The organism is Oceanotoga sp. (assembly GCF_030445905.1).
Classification (GTDB): domain Bacteria; phylum Thermotogota; class Thermotogae; order Petrotogales; family Petrotogaceae; genus Oceanotoga; species Oceanotoga teriensis.
In genome coordinates this window covers 1-17,870 of the sequence record NZ_JASUSU010000038.1, presented here as the reverse complement: position 1 = coordinate 17,870, position 17,870 = coordinate 1, and the positions used below count along the sequence as shown (strand labels likewise).

The following is a 17,870-nucleotide window of genomic DNA, read 5'->3' as shown; positions in this document are numbered from 1 at the left end:
ATGGCAAATATAAAAGAAATGAACTTTATAAAAGATAAAATAAAAATATGTGAAAAATGTTCTCTGCATTTAAGCAGAAATAATACTGTACCTGGCGAAGGTAATATAAATTCTAAAATAGTTTTTGTTGGAGAAGGTCCTGGTGCTGATGAGGATTCTTCTGGCAGACCTTTTGTTGGTAGAGCAGGGAAATTACTTGATGTGATGTTTAAAGACTGGGCAAAAATAGATAGAAATCAAATTTTTATAACTAATATCGTGAAATGCCGTCCACCTAAAAATAGAGTTCCTTCAGATGAAGAAATGAATTCTTGTGGACATTTTCTCGAAGCTCAATTAATTCAAATTAAACCAAAGATAATAGTTACATTGGGTTCTACAAGTATGAAATATTTAACTAATAAAACTAAAATAACAGAATCGAGAGGAAAATTTTATGATTGGTATTCAGGAATTAAAATATTTCCAACATTTCATCCAAGTTATCTTTTAAGAAATCCTTCAATGCAAAAAGGAACTCCAAGATGGTATTCTTGGCTCGATATGAGGGCCATTGGAATAATGATTAAAGCCTTAAATAATGATAAAAATGTTGAAGATATAGTAAAAGCAGTGACTAAGATAATGAAAGATTCTGGAGGAATTTAAAATGAAATTAAAAACCCTTGAAATAGAAGGTTTTAAAAGTTTTGCAAAAAAAACCTCCATTGATATCAATAAAAATCTCATAGCAATAGTAGGTCCTAATGGTTCTGGAAAATCAAATGTTGTTGATGCTATCAGATGGATGTTGGGTGAACAGTCTAATAAACAAATGAGAATTCAAGACAGAGAAGATGTTGTTTTTTCTGGAACTAATAAACATAAACCTTCGAAATTTGCTATGGTTAGTCTCATAATTGAAATTGATGAAAAAAACATAAAATTGACTAAATACTTTGATAAGAATAAAGGAAATATATATTCTATTAATGATAAAAACTCTACTTTAAAAGATATTTTAAATCTTTTTTCTAATGGAATAGGAAAACAATTCTATTCTATAATTTCTCAAGGACAAGTTTCAGATATAGTAAATTCTTCTTCTGAACAATTAAAAAATATCATTATTGATGCTTCAGAAATAAAAGATTTCTTAGATAAAAAAAATTATTCTTTAAAATTATTAGAAAAAACACAAGAAAATTTAGATAGAATAAATGATATTCTTTATATGACAGAAAAAAGATTAAAGTCTTTATCTATAAGAGCAGGAAGAGCAAAAAAATATCTTGAAAATAAGCAACAATTACAAAATATTGGAAAAATTTATTTTGGTGCCTCAAAAATATATAAAATGAATACGATTGATACTTTAGAAAAAGAAAAGCATAATATAAGTTTAGATTTAAAAAAACTTTATTCTGAACAATTTGATATTGAAAGAAAGTATAGATCTTTGAAAGAAGAAATTGATAATGTTGAAGATGAAATAAATAAAAATACTGATTTAATCGAGAGTTATAGAAGTAGAACTTCTTCTCTTGAAAAAGAAAAAGAAAGATTAAATGAATCTATAAATGAATTAAACTCTGAAATACTTTCAATAGATTGGAAAATCAATAATTTTGATGAAAGATTAAAAAACGAAGAACAAAAATTAGAAGAAGTTTCAACTTTAGAAAAAACTTATAATATAGATTTTGAAAGAATATATAATGAATATGAAGAAATTCTTTCAAAAAAAAATGATTTAGAAAATACGGTATCTCAAAAGCAAAAATTATATAATGAAAAGAAATTCTTTTATAACACATTAATAGATGAAATAAATAAAAATAATACTTTAATCGAACAAAAAAATAATTCAATTATAGGGAAAAAAGAGAGATTGGAATTTTTAAAAACAGAGTTTGAAAATAAATCGAATAAAATAGAATCAATTGAACTTTCTCTAAAAAAAATAAGAAAAAAATTGACCATTAAATCAGAAGAAGAAAAAAGTCTCATAAATGCCATAAAAGAAAAAATTACTGCCTTAAAAGACTTAAATTCTGAATATAATGTATTAAAAAATGATTTGGAAAATAGAAAAAGTGAAAGAATTCAATTAAAAAATAAACTTGAAAACTTAAACCTTCAAATTTCTGAATATGCTGGATATTCGTCAGTTATAAAAGAATTTTTTAAAGAATTTAAAGATGATGATAATGTTGTAGATGTAGTAGCAAATATTGTGGAAATAAATGAACAATATGAAGAAGCTATATCTTCTTCAGCTGGATACAAACTCCAAAATATAGTAATTAAAAGTTCTTCTTACTCTAAATTCTATATTGATTTTTTAAAAAAATTGAGAATGGGTAAAATAACTTTTTTACCTTTAGATCTTTTAAAGACTAAATCATATTTAAATAAAAAATTTCTGAATGAACCTGGTGTTATAGACTATTTAATAAATATAATAAAATTTGATAATAAATATCAAAAAATAATGGAATATGTTTTTTCAAACACAATACTTGTTAATGATATTGAAAGTGCCATAAATCTATCAAAAGTTGGATTTAATAGCAATATAGTTACAATTAATGGAGAAACTGTAAGTGGTCAAGGATCTATAAGTGCTGGTAAAAACAAATATGATTATTCTTCTTCTATTTTGAAAAGAAAAAGAGAATTACAAGAAACTATTTTCTTATTAGAAGAAAATAAAGAAAATATTATATATTCTGAATCTGAAATAAAGAAAATAAGTGAAAAAATAATTAAGTTAAATGATATTGTAAGAGAGGAAAAGGAAAAACTTAATGATCTAATTTCTGAAAAAAATATACATAATAATGAATTTAAAAGTTTGAATGAAGAATTGAAAAACTTAATTTCTTCAAATAAAAATATTTCTGAAAGAATTTATAATTATGAAGATGAAATTGAAATTCTTAAAGAAGATATTATAAATTTTCAAAAAATAAATTCCGAAAATAAAAATAAAACATTGAATTTAAAAAAAGAAATTGAAACTTTAGAAATTGAAAATAGTGATTTTAACCTTAAAATTACTGAATTAAAACAAACATTATTAGAAAAGAAATATCAAAAAGATTCTTTGGATGAAAAAATAAATTATTATAATCAGAAAAAAGTAGAATCATTAAAAAATATAGATCATATAAAAAGTGAAAAAATTGATTTAAATGAAAAATATTCTAATATTAAAAATACCCTTGAATCTAAAAATAATGATATAAAAAGAGTAGAAATTGAATACGATAGTTTAAATACTGAAATTACAAAAATATTTGATATAATGAAATCTTCAAGAAGCGGTAAATTCGAAAAAGCTGAAGATCTTGAAATACTCGAAACAGAAAAAAATAACTTAAAAGAATTAATAAATGAAAAAAAAGAAAGAAATAATAGTATAAACTATGAAATAGAAAATGTTAAACATGAAATTGAATTTTTGACTGAAAAAGCAAATAATTTAGATATAGAAGCATCCGAATTTGAGCTTGTAGAACTCGATGAAATTGAATTAAAATCTTATTCTAATAAAATAAAAGAAATAGAAGATTATCTAAAAAATCTTGGTTCTGTTGATTTAACCGTATTAGATGAATTTAATGAAGTCGAAAATGAATTCAATACTCAAAATATGGAAAAAGAAGATATAGTAGAATCTTATAATAAATTAAAAAATTCTATAAATGATTTAGATTCAAATGCAGAAAAAATTTATGGAGACTTTTTTGAAAAATTAAATGAAAAATTTAAAATATATATATCTCAACTATTTATTAATGGTTATGGAGAATTGAGACTTGTAGGTGAAGGTAAAATATTTGAACAAGGGATACAAATTTCTGTGAAAAAATCTGGTAGAAATTTTCAAAAATTATCTCTTTTTTCTGGTGGTGAAAAAGCTTTGATAGCGATAGCTTTTTTATTTTCCTTGATGGATTTAAATCCAAGTCCTTTCTATATATTAGATGAAATTGATGCTCCATTAGATGATATAAATGCAGATAAAATAGCTTCATTAATAAAAAATAATGCCCATAAATCTCAATTTATGATAATAACTCATAATAAACTTATGATGGAAATAGCTGAAATTTTTCATGGTATAACCATGAAAAATGGGGTTACATATGTAGTTCCAGTTGATTTTAAAGAATTTTCAAATATATCTTAATTTATATATTATTATATTTTTTCTGATATAATATATTTGGGTTAATTAATCTATTTTTATTGAAAATTAATATATTATAATTTTTCTTAATAAATTTTAAAAGGTGGAGTGATGTTTATGAATTCTTTATATTCGACATACATGGATATTGACGAGGGGGAAACAAAAGAAAAAATTTTAGAAATATTAGATGAAAACAATATTGAGGTGGAAAAAGAAGACGTTTTTAATTCTGATTTTGCAATAGTTAAAGAAACTCTCAATTATTCTTTTCCTCATATAGTAGTTAGTAATACGATAGAAAACATAAACTCAAATCAGCTGTTTAAGTACGATGGTATAGATTTTATATTAAAAAAATTTGATGAAGATCTTATAAGGTTAAAGATACAAAATGCTATTTATTTTGTAATGGCCAGAGGTAGTAGAGGAGCATTCAAACAAAGAATTAAAAATGAACTTGAGAAATTAAATAGAAGTAGAGGTTCATTTTCTTTGGCTTTAGTTTCAGTTTTAGATTTTTATAAACATAAAAATAATCTTTCTTCAATAGAACTTGATGAAACAGTAAAAGACATTTATAAAATGATAAAAATTTCCACAAGGAAATCAGATGAAGTAATGAAAATTTCAAGAAAGGAATTTGGAATTTTACTTCCATTTACAGAATTAAGAAACGCTGAAATTGCCTGTGAAAGAATAAAAAGAAGATCTAATAAAATAAAATCTTCTTATAGAAATATCTCATTAGCTTTTGGAATAACAGAAGTAAGTAATCCAAATGAAGATTTAAACAAAATTTTAGAAAAATTAAAAAAAGCCTTATATATTTCTGAGGGAAATAGAGGAGATGTGGCTTTTCTTTGAATTAAGGAGGTTTGATGGTGCCCTTAAATATATTTTTGAGTCATTTTATAACAGATTTTGCTTTCTCTAATGTTTATTCCGAGAAGTTTCTGAACAAAAAAACTTATTATTTACACTTAATATGGGCTGCAGTAGTTTTTTTATCTTTTAATTTTGAGCTTTTAAATTCTAAAAGTTTTTATGTGTTAATTTTATCTTTTATCATTCATATTTTATTTGATTTGATTAGAATTAAAAAGAATACAACTCCTTTATTTGAATTTATCGGCTTGATAATTTTTTTCATCCTAAATTATATTTTTAAAAGTCATTTGGAAGGATCTTTTTTAACTAATAATTTTCAACTATATATTTTAGGTTTGATGATAACTACAAGTTTTTTAACTTATATATTTCGAATCTTTGAAATATATCCAAGAGAAAAGAAAGATACAGCAGGGACAACTGAAAGGTTAGTCATCTTTATATTCATTTTATCTCAGAATTTTTTATTCGCTATAATTTCTGGAATTATTGGAATTATATATAAATATCTCTTCGAAAAATTCAGAAAAAAAGAAATAATTTTATCCCCTATACTTGGATTAATAATTTCTTATATTTGGCTCATAATAATGAAATAAAAATAATAATTTGGGAAGCTTATCGCTTCCCTTTAAATTTTTTGGAGGTTCTTATGATTAGAAAAAGAGATGTTTTTTATTGGCAAGAGAGATCTATACTAAAAAATTTAAATATGGAATGGAAAGAACACATAGTATTTAAAATAATCGACGAAGATGGTATTGAAGGATTAGGAAGTGCAACTCCTTATAAAAATTTTGGAGAAACCTTTAAAACAACTATGGCTGTAGTGGAATCATTGAGAAGATTTAGTGAAAATTTTGATGATTTAAATGAATTATATGATTTTCAGACAGATTTAGAATTTATCATAAAAAAAGAACATGCTGCAAAAACAGCTGTTTTGTTAGCTATTTCAGATTATTTAATCAAAAAAAATTCAATAGATATTTCAAAAATATTATATACAAAAAAAGACAATACATATCAGGAAACCCTTAAAAGGGTTTATTGGAAAAAAGATTTAAATATATATTCTTTAAATTTAGATAAAAAAAATACATTAAAATTTGAATTTATAGAAAAACCTGATTTAAAAGATATTATAAATATAAAAAAATTATTTGGAAAATATGATTTATGGTTTGATTTTAGAGGTTTTTTAAATTATCATGAATTTAGACGTGTTTATAATATTTTAAAAGATCTATCTATTATAGGATTTGAGCAACCTGTCAAACCTGGAAGTGAAGATAATATTTATGATATGTACGAATTACCTATATTTTGGGATGAATCTATAGAAAATATGGAAAATATAAAGAAATTAAAAGGGCAAGGATTAGTATTAGATATAACTAAAATGGGTGGATTATTGAATATGAGAAAAGCTTTAAACATATCTGAATTATTTGGATTTGAGACCGTTATATCTACAAGATTAGAACATCCTTATAATATTAATTGGTCTAAAAAAATTAAAAATTCTTTTAATTTTGTGGATTTAAATATTGATAATTATATTGTAAAAACTTCTAAATAGGGGGAATTATTTTGAATACTTTAGAAATTTTATCTATTAAAAAATTAAAGAATTTTTATAATGTAAAAATAAAAAATAATCCATTTTATCCTGATGGTAAAGGTGGGCAACTTGGAGATAGAGGTTTTATAAATAATATAAAAGTTTTAAAAAGTTATGAAGATGGTGTTGATATAACAGATGAATTATCACCTGGTATTCATTCATATTTAATAGATAAAAATAATAGATTTGATATAGCTCAACAACATACATCTCAGCATCTTTTATCAGCAATATTAAAAGATAAATTTGATATCGACACATTGAGTTTTCATATGTCTGAAGAATATTCTTCTATTGATATTGATTTAAACAATCTGAATGAAGAAATAATAACAGAAATCGAACAAATTTTTTCAAATTATGTCTTAGAATCACTAAATGTTGAAGAGATTTTAACTGATAAAAATAATATCTCAAAATTTAATTTGAGAAAAAAAATATCTGATAAGATCGAAGATGATATAAGATTAATAAAAATTGGAAACATAGATATTTCAGCTTGTGGAGGATTTCATGTAAAAAATACTTCAGAATTAAAATTATTAAAAATAATAAATATAGAAAAAATAAAAGGGAATCTTTTAAGAATATATTATCTTTCTGGTGATAGAGCCTTAAAATATTTTAGTTTTTTACATAAAACATTAAAATCAATTTCAAATGACTTGAGTACATCTATTTATGACTCAAAATCAAAAATTTATAATCTTTTGAACGAAAATAAAGAATTGATAAAAGATCTAAAAAATTTAAAGCAACTTTATTCTAAAGTAATTGGAGAAAATTTAAATAATATTGATGATGATATTATATTTTTTGAAGATGAAAATAATCATGCAGAGTTTGCTTTTAATTATATTGATTTAACAGAAAAAGTTTTTATATATAAGTATAATGATCAAATAAGTATTTTTTCTGAAAATATTAATATCAATGATTTAATAAACAAATTAAAAACTGATTATAATATTAAAGGTGGAGGATCTAAAAATAGAGGAAACATAAAAGGAGATATTTCAATAAATTCGATAATAAATGTTATAAAAAATAATTAGGTAAGAACTTATTTGTTCTTACCTTTTTTTTTGAATGTTTTTTTATTTCCATTTTTATTTTTTTTATTGAAATAATTTTTAGTATTTTTTTTATTTATTTTTATATAATTCTCATAAGGTATAAAATCCACTTGAAGTGTTAATTTATCGGCTTTTACAACTACAGCTTTTATTTTATCTCCAACTCTATAAGTTTTTTTAGTCTTATCTCCAACTAAACTATTATCTCTTTCATTGTATATAAAATAATCATCAAGTTCAGAAATATGAATTAGTCCATTTATCATTTTTTCCGGAATTTCAACAAATAACCCAAATTTAGTAACGCCAGTAACAAAAACTTCGTATTTTTCTCCTATATGCTTTCTTATATATTCTATCTTTTTCATATCTATTAAATCCCATTCTGCTTCATCTGCAACTCTTTCTTTTTTTGAACAACTTTCAGATATATCGGGTAATATTTTTGAATATTTTTCTATATCTTGTTTTTTTAGGTCATTTTTTCCTTCTATATATTTTTTTAACATTTTATGTACTATTAGATCTGGATATCTTCTTATTGGAGATGTAAAATGTGTATAAGAATTAGACGCTAATCCAAAATGGCCTATATTATTATTTGAGTATATTGCTCTTTTCATAGATCTAACTAAAAGTTTTTGAATACTTTCATTCAATGGATGATCTTTTGTTTTTTCTAATATTTCTTGTAATACTTTAGGATGCATTGTTTCTGGTATTTTAAATTTTATACCAAGTATTTCTAAATAGTTTTTTAATTGTATTAGCATTTCTCCATCAGGATTTTCATGAACTCTATATATAAAAGGGAGACCTTTTATGTCAAAAAATTCTGCAACTGTTTCATTTGCTTTTATCATAAATTCTTCAATTATTTTTTCACTAATACCTCTTTCTCTTTTTAAAATATCTTTTACATAACCATTTTCATCAAATTCAAAATAGACTTCTCCACTTTCAATATCAAGTATTGAACCTCTTCTTTTTCTATTTTCTCTTATTATATACATTAATTCTTTCATACTTTCTAATGTTTCCTTTAAAAATCCTATTTCTTCCATTAAATTTTCATCTGCATTATTTTCAAGAATTTTATTCGCTTTTGAATAGGTTAATCTCTTTTTTGAATTTATTATTCCATTATATATATTAGATTTTACAACATCTCCATCTTTGTTTATTTCCATTATTAAAGACATAGTTAATCTATCTTCATCTTGAACGAGAGAACATATCCAATCTGAAAGTTCATGAGGTAACATTGGAATTACAGTATTTATGAGATATATACTTGTACTTCTTTTATAAGCTTCTTTATTCAAATCCGAATTGTCATTCACATAATGAGATACATCAGCAATATGAACACCAAGTTCATAGTTTCCATTATTTAATTTTTTTAATCCAACTGCATCATCAAAATCTTTTGCGGTATCTCCATCTATTGTAAATATTAATTGATCTCTAAAATCTTTTCTTCCTTTAAATTCTTTTTTAGAAATTTTTTCTGGTATTTTCAAAGCTTCTTCCATAACTTTTTTAGGAAATTCTCCAGGATTTGGAAGACCATGCTTTGTTATTATTATAGGTAAATCTATAGATGGATCTCCAGGTTTTCCAAGTATTTTTATTATTTTACCCTCTGGATTTTTATTTTTAGATTTATGTTTTAATATTTCAACCTCAACAATTTCACCTTCTTTTGCATTGTTCATATTTTCAGGTGATATATAAAAATCATAATTTATTTTTCCATTAAGAGGAATTACAAAGCCAAACATTTTCTTTTTTTGAAATTGACCAACAATTCTTTCAATTTCATTATTCAATATTCTTATAACTCTACCAGATGGTAAGTCTCTCCATTGACCAATTTTTTCAATTAAAACTCTATCTTTATGCATGGCATTTAATGAATTTTCAACAGTTATAGCTATTTCATCTCCATTTTTGTCGCTTAAAAATGCCATATTCCCACTTTTTGTAAATTCTATAGTGCCCACAACTTGTTTTGATGAAACAAGATGATATTTATTTTTCGAATCTTTATAAGCTATACCATCACTCAACATTTTTTTTGCTGTTTTTCTTATCAATCTTCTATCTTCTTTATTTTCTGCCTGTAGTAATTCATAAATTTTTTTCAATATTACAGGTTTATGTTTTATTATTTCTATTATTTTCTTTTCAATATCTACCACTAAATCACCTCCACTATATATCATGTGATCTATCAATTTCATAAAAAGTCGCCAATTCTGGATTAAACATCAACTTTATAGTCCCAACAGGACCATTTCTTTGTTTACCTATTATTAATTCTGATTCATGAGGTTCATTTAAAATAAGTCTTTCTTGTCCATCTTCTTTTTTTCTTTTATAATAAGAGTCCCTATATAAAAACATAACCATATCGGCATCCTGTTCTATAGCTCCAGATTCTCTTAAATCTGCTAAACGAGGTCTCTTATCTTCTCTTTGTTCTACAGCTCTTGAAAGCTGTGAAAGAGCTACTACAGTTATTCCAAGTTCTCTTGCAAGTAATTTTAAGGATCTCGAAATCTCAGAAATTTCTTGCTGTCTACTGTCATTTCCACCTTTTCTTCCTTGCATAAGCTGTAAATAATCTATTAAAATAACATCAACATCAAATTCTCTTTTTATTCTTCTGGCCTTGGCCCTCAAAGTTCTTGAATCAAGCCCTGGTTCATCATCAAGAATAAGTTTTGAATCTTGTAAATTACCTGCTGCATTGGTAATTTTAGTCCATTCTTCATCATTTATTTGACCTGTTCTTACTTTTTGAATTTCAACCATAGCTTCTGAACATAATATTCTATTTACAAGTTGTTCTTTAGACATCTCAAGGCTGAATATAGCTACTCCTTTTTTATATTTTAAAGCCATATTTGAAGCTAAATTCAAAGCAAAAGAAGTTTTTCCCATAGATGGTCTTGCCGCTATTATTATTAAATCTGATTTATGAAACCCAGATGTCATTTTATCTAATGAATGAAATCCTGTACCAATTCCAGTAACAACGCCAAGATTGCCAGATTCAGCTTGATTTTTTAAATAAACTATATTATCTGCAACATCAGGTATTATATTTCCAAGAAGATCATATGTTCTTGTAGCCCTTGCCTCAGCTATTGCAAATATTCTTTTCTCAGCATATTCGAGTATCTCTTGTGCATCTCCAACTGTTCTTATGGATTCAACAATTTCAGAAGATGCCGTTATAAGATTCCTAAGTAAAGCTTTTTCTTTTACAATATTGGAGTAATACATCACATTTGCGGTTGTTGGAACTGCTTGGGCAAGATTTATTATTGTTTCTTCTCCACCAACCTTATCTAAAAGATTATCCATTCTCAGTCTTTCAATTACAGTAACAACATCTATAGGTAATGCATTTATAAAAAGTGTTTCTATAACTTTAAAAATGAGTCTATGTTTTTCATAGTAGAAGTCTTGCCATCTCACTTCTTCCATAATATCTTCAATAACAGATGGATCTAAAAAAATACTTCCTAAAACCGATTCCTCTGCTTCAAGACTATTTGGAGGGTTAAATGATTCATTTTGCAATTTACTACCTCCTCACTGTGATATAATAAAATCTGAGGTGATTAATTTGAATACTATTTTAAATATACTATTTTTTATCGCTTTTATAACTTTTTTACTATCTATAACTTATTTTGTATCTTCAGCAAAAGAGTTAAGAAAAGGCAAAAAAGAAGCAGATACATTAAAAGTAAAGGAATTTGACAAAAAAGGAATTATATTGATTTCTTCAAGCATTATAATATTTATAATTTCTTATTTATTGGGTTTATTATAAATCTTTTTCACATATTCGCTCGTAGAAGCTTTCAAAGTACATGAATAAGACATTTCAAAGGATATTATATCTCCTATATCATATTCTTTTTCACAATTTGTTATATCAAGTATTGTATGATCTGAACTCGAATGTAAAACTTGTATGCTTTTATCTTTTGGTTTCAATCCTTTTGGATCTATATCTTGTTCACCAACAGCAATTATACATTTTTTTCTAATACCTTTATCCTCAAATGTTGGTTTTCTTCCAAAAGCATCTAATCCAATATTTCCAACTGGAATAGATGGTTTATCTTTTATTTCTACTATTTCAGCTTCTAAAGTTATTGCATCTTGAACGGCTCCAGGAACTTTCCTGTTATTTGTAACATCAGTTCCACAAAAAATAGCTTCACCGATTCTTAGATTATTTATTTCTATAGGTAGTTTATTTTTTTCTACCAATGGAAGATTTGCTGTCGCTCCTCCAGAAATCAAGTTTAATTTTATTCCAGTATTTTTTTCAAATTCATTTTTTATTAAAACAATTTCTTTCATATTATTTTCATCTGGAAGAATTCCTCCAAAACAACCTAAATTCGTTCCTATTCCTTCTAAAGTTATCCCTTTTACTTTTGAAGCTCTTATTAATTCATTTAAAGAAGTTTTATACCATACACCTTCTCTTAAATCTCCAAGATCTATCATATATATTACTTTTATTTTTTTATTTTTGTAAGATGAAATTTCTCCTAATTTTTTTAAGGTTTTTAATTCACTGATTAAAACATAATCTACATTCTCTATGACTTTCTCTAATTCTGATATCATAGGAATTCTCAAAAGCATGAATTTTCCTTTTATACCATTTTTTTTCATCTTTAATATATTATCAAGACGAGCATCTGCAAATAATTTTGCTCCATTTTCTTCAAATATTTTTATGATATTTGGATCTGCACATATAACTTTTGTAACTAATGCAAGGTCTATTTTTTTATCTTTGAGTTTATTTTCTATATTTTTATAATTTTGTATTAATTTTTCCCCATCAAAAATAATTCTTGGATACACCCATATTCCTCCTTTAATATATATTGGAAAGTATTTCAACAGATTTTTCTACATTTTTTGTTGAAAAAAAATCATAATATCCTTTAAGATTTTTTATATAATTTTCATCTATTAAATTATTTATCATGACTTTTATATTTATTTCTTTTATAAAAGAAGATTGATCTTTTATCTTTTCAATGTTTTGTTTATATTTATTAAAATCTATATTCAAAGAATATAATTTTTTATTCATCAAATCTTGTGTTCTAATTTCAGTAGAATAATTCAAGCCTATAAATATCTCTTCATCGATCGAATTTATTTTATCTATTAAATCAGCATCAGATACCGATACCATAACTCTATTTTGAGCATTAAAACTCTTTATTAACATTATTACATACTCTAAATAATCTTCTTCAACATTAATATTGAAAAGAATATTTTCTGGCATTTTTATAAAAAGTTGTTCTAAAGATACAAATCTATTTTGTTTTTGAACTTTTATTTTTGAAATTTCTTTAAAATCAATTTCTTTTAAAAACTTTTTTTCATCATTATAATCTATATAATCTTGATCCCAAACTATTAAAGAATTATCTTTCAACTTTTTTAAATTTATATTTATACCATCAGCACCATAATCTATATCTTGCAAAAAAGCTTTTAAACTATAAGAAGGTGTTTTCTTATCCCCCAGTCCATTTCCGAGTACTATAACAGGATAATTTAAATTCATACAACTCCCCCTTAACTTTTAAATAATGTATTTATTGTTTTTTCTAAATATTTATCTTCGACACTCATACCAAGAGAAATATCTGGTTTGTTTTCACCATGAAAATCACTTCCACTAGTCATAAGTAGATCATTTTCAATTGCAACTTGTTTGAAAAATTCTATCTCTCCCTTTGAATGTTTACTATAAAATACTTCTATTCCAGATAATCCAATATTTTTCAACTTTTTAACAAGTTTAATAAAATCTTTAGACTTAAGATTTATATATTTTGGATGTGCTAAAACTGGATATCCCCCAGCATTTTTTATTAAATCAATAGCTTCTTCTGGAGTTAGTCTTTTTTTAGGCATATAAGCTTTTTTACCATCTCCAAGATATTTATCAAAAGCTTCATCTTTATTATTAACATAACCTTTTTTCACTAAAACTCTTGCAAAGTGAGGTCTACCTATAACTTTACTTCCAGCTTCTTTCTGAACTTCTTCAATATTTATATCTATATCGAGAGTTTTAAATTTATCAATCATAAGTATATTTCTATCCTCTCTATATTTCAAAAGTTTTTCTAATGTATCATGAAATTTTTCATCATAAATATTCATTCCATAACCTAACATATCTAACATAGTAGGATATTCACAACTTATTTCAACCCCAGTAACAAAGTTAATTCCACTTTTTTTTGCTTCTTCATGAGCAATTTTTATACCTCTAGTATTATCATGATCTGTTAAAGATAAGTATTCTAAGTTTTTTTCTTTAGCAATTTTAACTATTTCCGCTGGATTTTTAGTTCCATCTGAAAATGTACTATGACAATGTAAATCTAATAACAAAAAAAGCATCTCCTTTTAAAAAGCTATTCGCTTTAAATTATCTATTATAGCCTTTTTTATTATAACATAATTTTGTTATAATTAATTTACTTCGAAATTTTAAAAATTAAATTTAAGGAGGAAACCATGCAAAAATCTTTAATTAGAAAACAATTAAAAGAAAAAAGAAATAAACTTTCAAATGAATTAATTATAAAAAACTCTAAAATTGCTTGTATAAATGTATTAAATTTTTTAAAAGATAAAAAGCCAAAAAGTATTGGTTTATTTTATCCTATAAGAAATGAAATAAATCCTTTGTTATTAACAGATCTTTTGAATGATGTATATTTTTATCTACCAAAAGTTAAAAATAAATATATGAATTTTCATGAATTTTCTAAAGATTCTATTTTATTGAAAAGTAATTATGGGATTTCTGAACCATTTAACAATACTATAAATAATTCTTTAGACTATTATATTATACCGGGTTTGGCTTTCAACATAAAAGGCGAAAGAATTGGATACGGTGGAGGTTTTTATGATAAATTCTTTGATTTAAATCAAAGAAGTGTTTTAATAGGATTTTGTTTTGATTTTCAAATAATTGAAAATATTAAATCAGAAAATCATGATATAAAATTAGATTATATAATTTCAGAAAAAAGGGTGGTGAAATGCAATGTTTAATGTAAGTATATTACAATATAAAATAGAATTTTTGAAAAAAAAGAAAAATTTAGATTTTGTTGTAAACGCTATAAAAAATCTGAAAGATACAACTTTAGTTTTGCCTGAATTAGCTTTTACAGGATATTCTTTTAAAAATAAAAATGAGTTAGAATATGTCTATGAATCTCCCATGGAAAATCAAGGAATAGTCTTTAAAACCTTAAAAAATTTATCTTTAAAAAATAATTTAAATATAGTATATGGATTTGTTGAAAAGGAAAATAATTCATATTACAATTCTGCATGCATGATAACAAAATACGGGAATATAGAAGTTTATAGAAAAACTCATTTATTTTATAAAGAAAAATTATTTTTTGATAATGGAAATACTGGTTTTAAAGTAGTCGAAGTGGATAATATAAAGTATGGTATAGCTATATGTTTTGACTGGTTTTTTCCAGAGTCATTTAGAAAATTAAGTAAAATGAACTCCGATATAATACTACATCCATCAAATCTTGTAATGCCCTATTGCCAAGAAGCTTCAAAAACAAGAGCCCTTGAGAATAAAATTTTTATTGCAACTTCAAATACTTATGGAGAACAAAAAAATAATGATGTTTCATATAATTTTACAGGTATGAGTCAATTAACATCTCCAAATGGAGAAATTATAAATAGATTCTCAAAAGATTCTTTTGAATTAAAAACATTTTCAATAGACGAAAAATTGTCAAGAAATAAATATTTAAATGATTATAATAATATATTTTCCGATTTAAAAGAAAATTTTTATTGATTTTTTCACTCTATTATTACAAGTGATATAAATTTTAGAAACAAATACATTTAAATAAATTTAAATTAAATTTTAATAACGATTATGTCCTTTTTCTGTTTTTTTTGAAATGGGTTGAAATAATGTTTTTTTTAAAGTATAATATTATTGAAAATGTTAAGATGTAAAAGGAGGTTTAACTATGAGTCAAAAAGAATATGTAGTAGGTATAGACTTAGGTACAACGAACTCAGCAATTTCTTGGATGAAACCTGATGGAAATGTTGAAATCCTTCCAAATTCAGAAGGCAAAAGAACAACACCATCTATTGTTTCTTTTACAAAAGATGGTGAAATTATAGTTGGAGAACCAGCTAAGAGACAGGCTGTATTGAATTCAGATAAGACTGTTAGATCTATAAAAAGATATATGGGTACTGATCATATTGTTAAAATAGATGATAAATCTTATTCTCCACAACAAATAAGTGCATTTATATTAAAAAAATTAGTGAAAGATGCTGAAGATTATTTGAATGGTAAAATAACAAAAGCAGTTATAACAGTTCCAGCTTATTTTAATGATTCACAAAGGCAGGCAACAAAAGAGGCTGGTGAAATAGCTGGTTTAGAAGTTCTAAGAATTATTAATGAACCTACAGCAGCATCTATTGCTTTTGGACTTGATAAATCAAATTCAGGAGATAAAAAAATAGTTGTATATGATCTTGGTGGCGGTACTTTCGATGTTTCTATACTGGAAATAGGTGATGATATAATAGAAGTTATTTCAACATCTGGTAATAATAAACTTGGTGGAGATGACTTCGACCAAAAACTTATAGATTTTCTCGCAGAAGAATTTAAAAAAGAACATAATGTGGATTTGAGAGAAGATAAACAAGCAATTCAAAGATTAAAAGAAGCTGCCGAAGGTGCAAAAATAGAACTTTCTTCTAAACTTGAAACTGAAATAAATTTACCTTTTATCACTGTAGCCAATGGTCAACCTCTTCATTTAGAAAAGAAAATAACAAGATCTAAGTTCGAAGATTTAGTTGGCGATTTGATTCAAGCTACAAGAATTCCTATGGAAAATGCATTGAAAGATTCCGGTCTTTCTGTAAATGAAATAGATGAAGTTCTTTTAGTTGGTGGTTCTACAAGAATGCCTGCTGTTAGTAAACTTGTAAAAGAATTCTTTGGTAAAGAACCTAATAAAGGAGTAAACCCAGATGAAGCAGTTTCATTGGGAGCTGCTGTTCAAGGGGCAGTTATGACAGGAAATACAGATAAAGATATTGTATTAGTTGATGTAACTCCTTTATCTTTAGGTGTAGAAGTAAAGGGTGGATTAGTTCAAAATATAATTCCAAGAAACTCTAAAATACCTATAAAAAAATCCCAGACTTTTACTACTGCAGTAGATTTTCAACCAGAAGTTGAAGTTAGAATATTTCAAGGTGAAAGAACACTTGCAAAAGATAATGCTTTATTGGGTAGTTTTAAATTAACTGGAATAGCTCCTGCTCCTCGTGGAGTTCCTCAAATAGAAGTAACTTTTGATATAGATTCAAATGGAATTGTTAATGTTTCAGCAAAAGATTTAGGTACAAACAAAGAACAATCTATGGTTGTTACTGGAAGACAAAAGTTAAATTCTGATGAAATTCAAAAAATGATTAAAGATGCTCAAGAATATGAAGAACAAGATAAGAGAAAAAGAGAAGAAATTGAGCTTAAAAACCAAGCTGAAGATTTAGCTTATCAAATGGAAAAACTTTTGAATGAAAATAAAGATAAGATTTCAGAAGATGTAAAATCTAATTTAGAATTAAAAATAAAAGATTTGAGAGATGCTCTTGCTGAAGATAATATAGGTAAAATTAAAATTTTAGTTGATGAAATAAAACAAGAATCAATGAAAATAGGTCAGCAAATATATGGTCAAAATGGACAAAATGGTCAAGGCCCTCAAGATCCTCAAGGACCTAATGATTATCAAGATCCTCAACAACCTCAACAATGATATTCTTAAAGTAGTGTGTTTAAAACACACTACTTTTTATTTTGAAATAAAAAGTTCTTAAGGTATAATTTATTATAATATTGTTTTATACGGGGGATTCTTATGGATATAAATAAAAAATTTATAATAAAAAATGTATTTCTTATTTTATTCATTTTATTATTTAATTT

General features: G+C 24.7%; 15 protein-coding genes. 10 read left to right on the top strand and 5 right to left on the bottom strand.

The window, feature by feature from the left end:
- From PWP28_RS10545 to PWP28_RS10520, 6 genes are all read left to right on the top strand, one after another.
- Nucleotides 1–648, top strand: coding sequence for a uracil-DNA glycosylase (locus PWP28_RS10545; protein WP_109603931.1), 648 nt, complete (start codon nt 1–3; stop codon nt 646–648).
- Nucleotide 649: 1 nt separating this feature from the next.
- Nucleotides 650–4,177 carry a chromosome segregation protein SMC gene (gene smc / locus PWP28_RS10540; protein WP_308644709.1) on the top strand — a complete coding sequence of 1,176 codons (3,528 nt, stop codon included), beginning with the start codon at nt 650–652 and terminating at the stop codon, nt 4,175–4,177.
- Between the two features lie 117 nt (nt 4,178–4,294).
- The gene (locus PWP28_RS10535) at nt 4,295–5,044 is read left to right on the top strand and encodes a diguanylate cyclase domain-containing protein (RefSeq protein WP_308644708.1); all 750 of its coding nucleotides are present in this window, start codon (nt 4,295–4,297) and stop codon (nt 5,042–5,044) included.
- Between the two features lie 17 nt (nt 5,045–5,061).
- Nucleotides 5,062–5,667: a hypothetical protein gene (locus tag PWP28_RS10530; protein ID WP_264149966.1), complete on the top strand. Its 606-nt coding sequence runs from the start codon at nt 5,062–5,064 to the stop codon at nt 5,665–5,667.
- Nucleotides 5,668–5,720: 53 nt separating this feature from the next.
- Nucleotides 5,721–6,650, top strand: coding sequence for an enolase C-terminal domain-like protein (locus PWP28_RS10525; RefSeq protein WP_109603927.1), 930 nt, complete (start codon nt 5,721–5,723; stop codon nt 6,648–6,650).
- Between the two features lie 11 nt (nt 6,651–6,661).
- On the top strand, nt 6,662–7,750 hold the full coding sequence (locus PWP28_RS10520; RefSeq protein WP_264149965.1) for an alanyl-tRNA editing protein: 1,089 nt from the start codon (nt 6,662–6,664) through the stop codon (nt 7,748–7,750).
- A gap of 8 nt (nt 7,751–7,758) precedes the next feature.
- Here the strand turns inward: PWP28_RS10520 and rnr are convergent, their stop codons facing one another.
- Both rnr and dnaB read right to left on the bottom strand, forming a co-directional pair.
- Complete coding sequence (gene rnr / locus PWP28_RS10515) at nt 7,759–9,999, bottom strand: ribonuclease R (protein WP_374045488.1); 2,241 nt, start codon at nt 9,997–9,999, stop codon at nt 7,759–7,761.
- Entirely contained in the window at nt 9,989–11,365 is a 1,377-nt protein-coding gene (dnaB, locus tag PWP28_RS10510) for a replicative DNA helicase (protein ID WP_308644706.1), read from the bottom strand. The genes rnr and dnaB overlap by 11 nt, the downstream gene beginning before the upstream one ends.
- Before the next feature lie 46 nt (nt 11,366–11,411).
- Here dnaB and PWP28_RS10505 point away from each other — a divergent pair, with 46 nt between their 5' ends.
- On the top strand, nt 11,412–11,621 hold the full coding sequence (locus PWP28_RS10505; RefSeq protein ID WP_109603923.1) for a hypothetical protein: 210 nt from the start codon (nt 11,412–11,414) through the stop codon (nt 11,619–11,621).
- On the opposite strand, the gene PWP28_RS10500 is transcribed toward PWP28_RS10505, so the two are convergent.
- Genes PWP28_RS10500 through PWP28_RS10490 form a run of 3 tightly spaced genes read right to left on the bottom strand, consistent with a single transcriptional unit; the run spans nt 11,600 to nt 14,236 of the window.
- Entirely contained in the window at nt 11,600–12,676 is a 1,077-nt protein-coding gene (locus PWP28_RS10500; RefSeq protein WP_308644705.1) for an alanine/ornithine racemase family PLP-dependent enzyme, read from the bottom strand. The two genes, PWP28_RS10505 and PWP28_RS10500, sit on opposite strands and share 22 nt — an antisense overlap.
- Before the next feature lie 13 nt (nt 12,677–12,689).
- On the bottom strand, nt 12,690–13,397 hold the full coding sequence (locus PWP28_RS10495; protein WP_264149962.1) for a hypothetical protein: 708 nt from the start codon (nt 13,395–13,397) through the stop codon (nt 12,690–12,692).
- An 11-nt stretch (nt 13,398–13,408) separates the two neighbouring features.
- On the bottom strand, nt 13,409–14,236 hold the full coding sequence (locus PWP28_RS10490; RefSeq protein ID WP_109603920.1) for a PHP domain-containing protein: 828 nt from the start codon (nt 14,234–14,236) through the stop codon (nt 13,409–13,411).
- Between the two features lie 126 nt (nt 14,237–14,362).
- Here PWP28_RS10490 and PWP28_RS10485 point away from each other — a divergent pair, with 126 nt between their 5' ends.
- The 3 genes from PWP28_RS10485 (at nt 14,363) to dnaK (ending at nt 17,700) form a co-directional block, all read left to right on the top strand.
- Nucleotides 14,363–14,908 carry a 5-formyltetrahydrofolate cyclo-ligase gene (locus PWP28_RS10485; RefSeq protein ID WP_109603919.1) on the top strand — a complete coding sequence of 182 codons (546 nt, stop codon included), beginning with the start codon at nt 14,363–14,365 and terminating at the stop codon, nt 14,906–14,908.
- Nucleotides 14,901–15,692: a nitrilase-related carbon-nitrogen hydrolase gene (locus tag PWP28_RS10480; RefSeq protein WP_308644704.1), complete on the top strand. Its 792-nt coding sequence runs from the start codon at nt 14,901–14,903 to the stop codon at nt 15,690–15,692. Before PWP28_RS10485 ends, PWP28_RS10480 begins: the two co-directional genes overlap by 8 nt.
- Before the next feature lie 181 nt (nt 15,693–15,873).
- Nucleotides 15,874–17,700, top strand: a complete 1,827-nt coding sequence (gene dnaK, locus PWP28_RS10475; RefSeq protein ID WP_109603917.1) for a molecular chaperone DnaK — start codon at nt 15,874–15,876, stop codon at nt 17,698–17,700.
- Nucleotides 17,701–17,870: the final 170 nt, after the last annotated feature.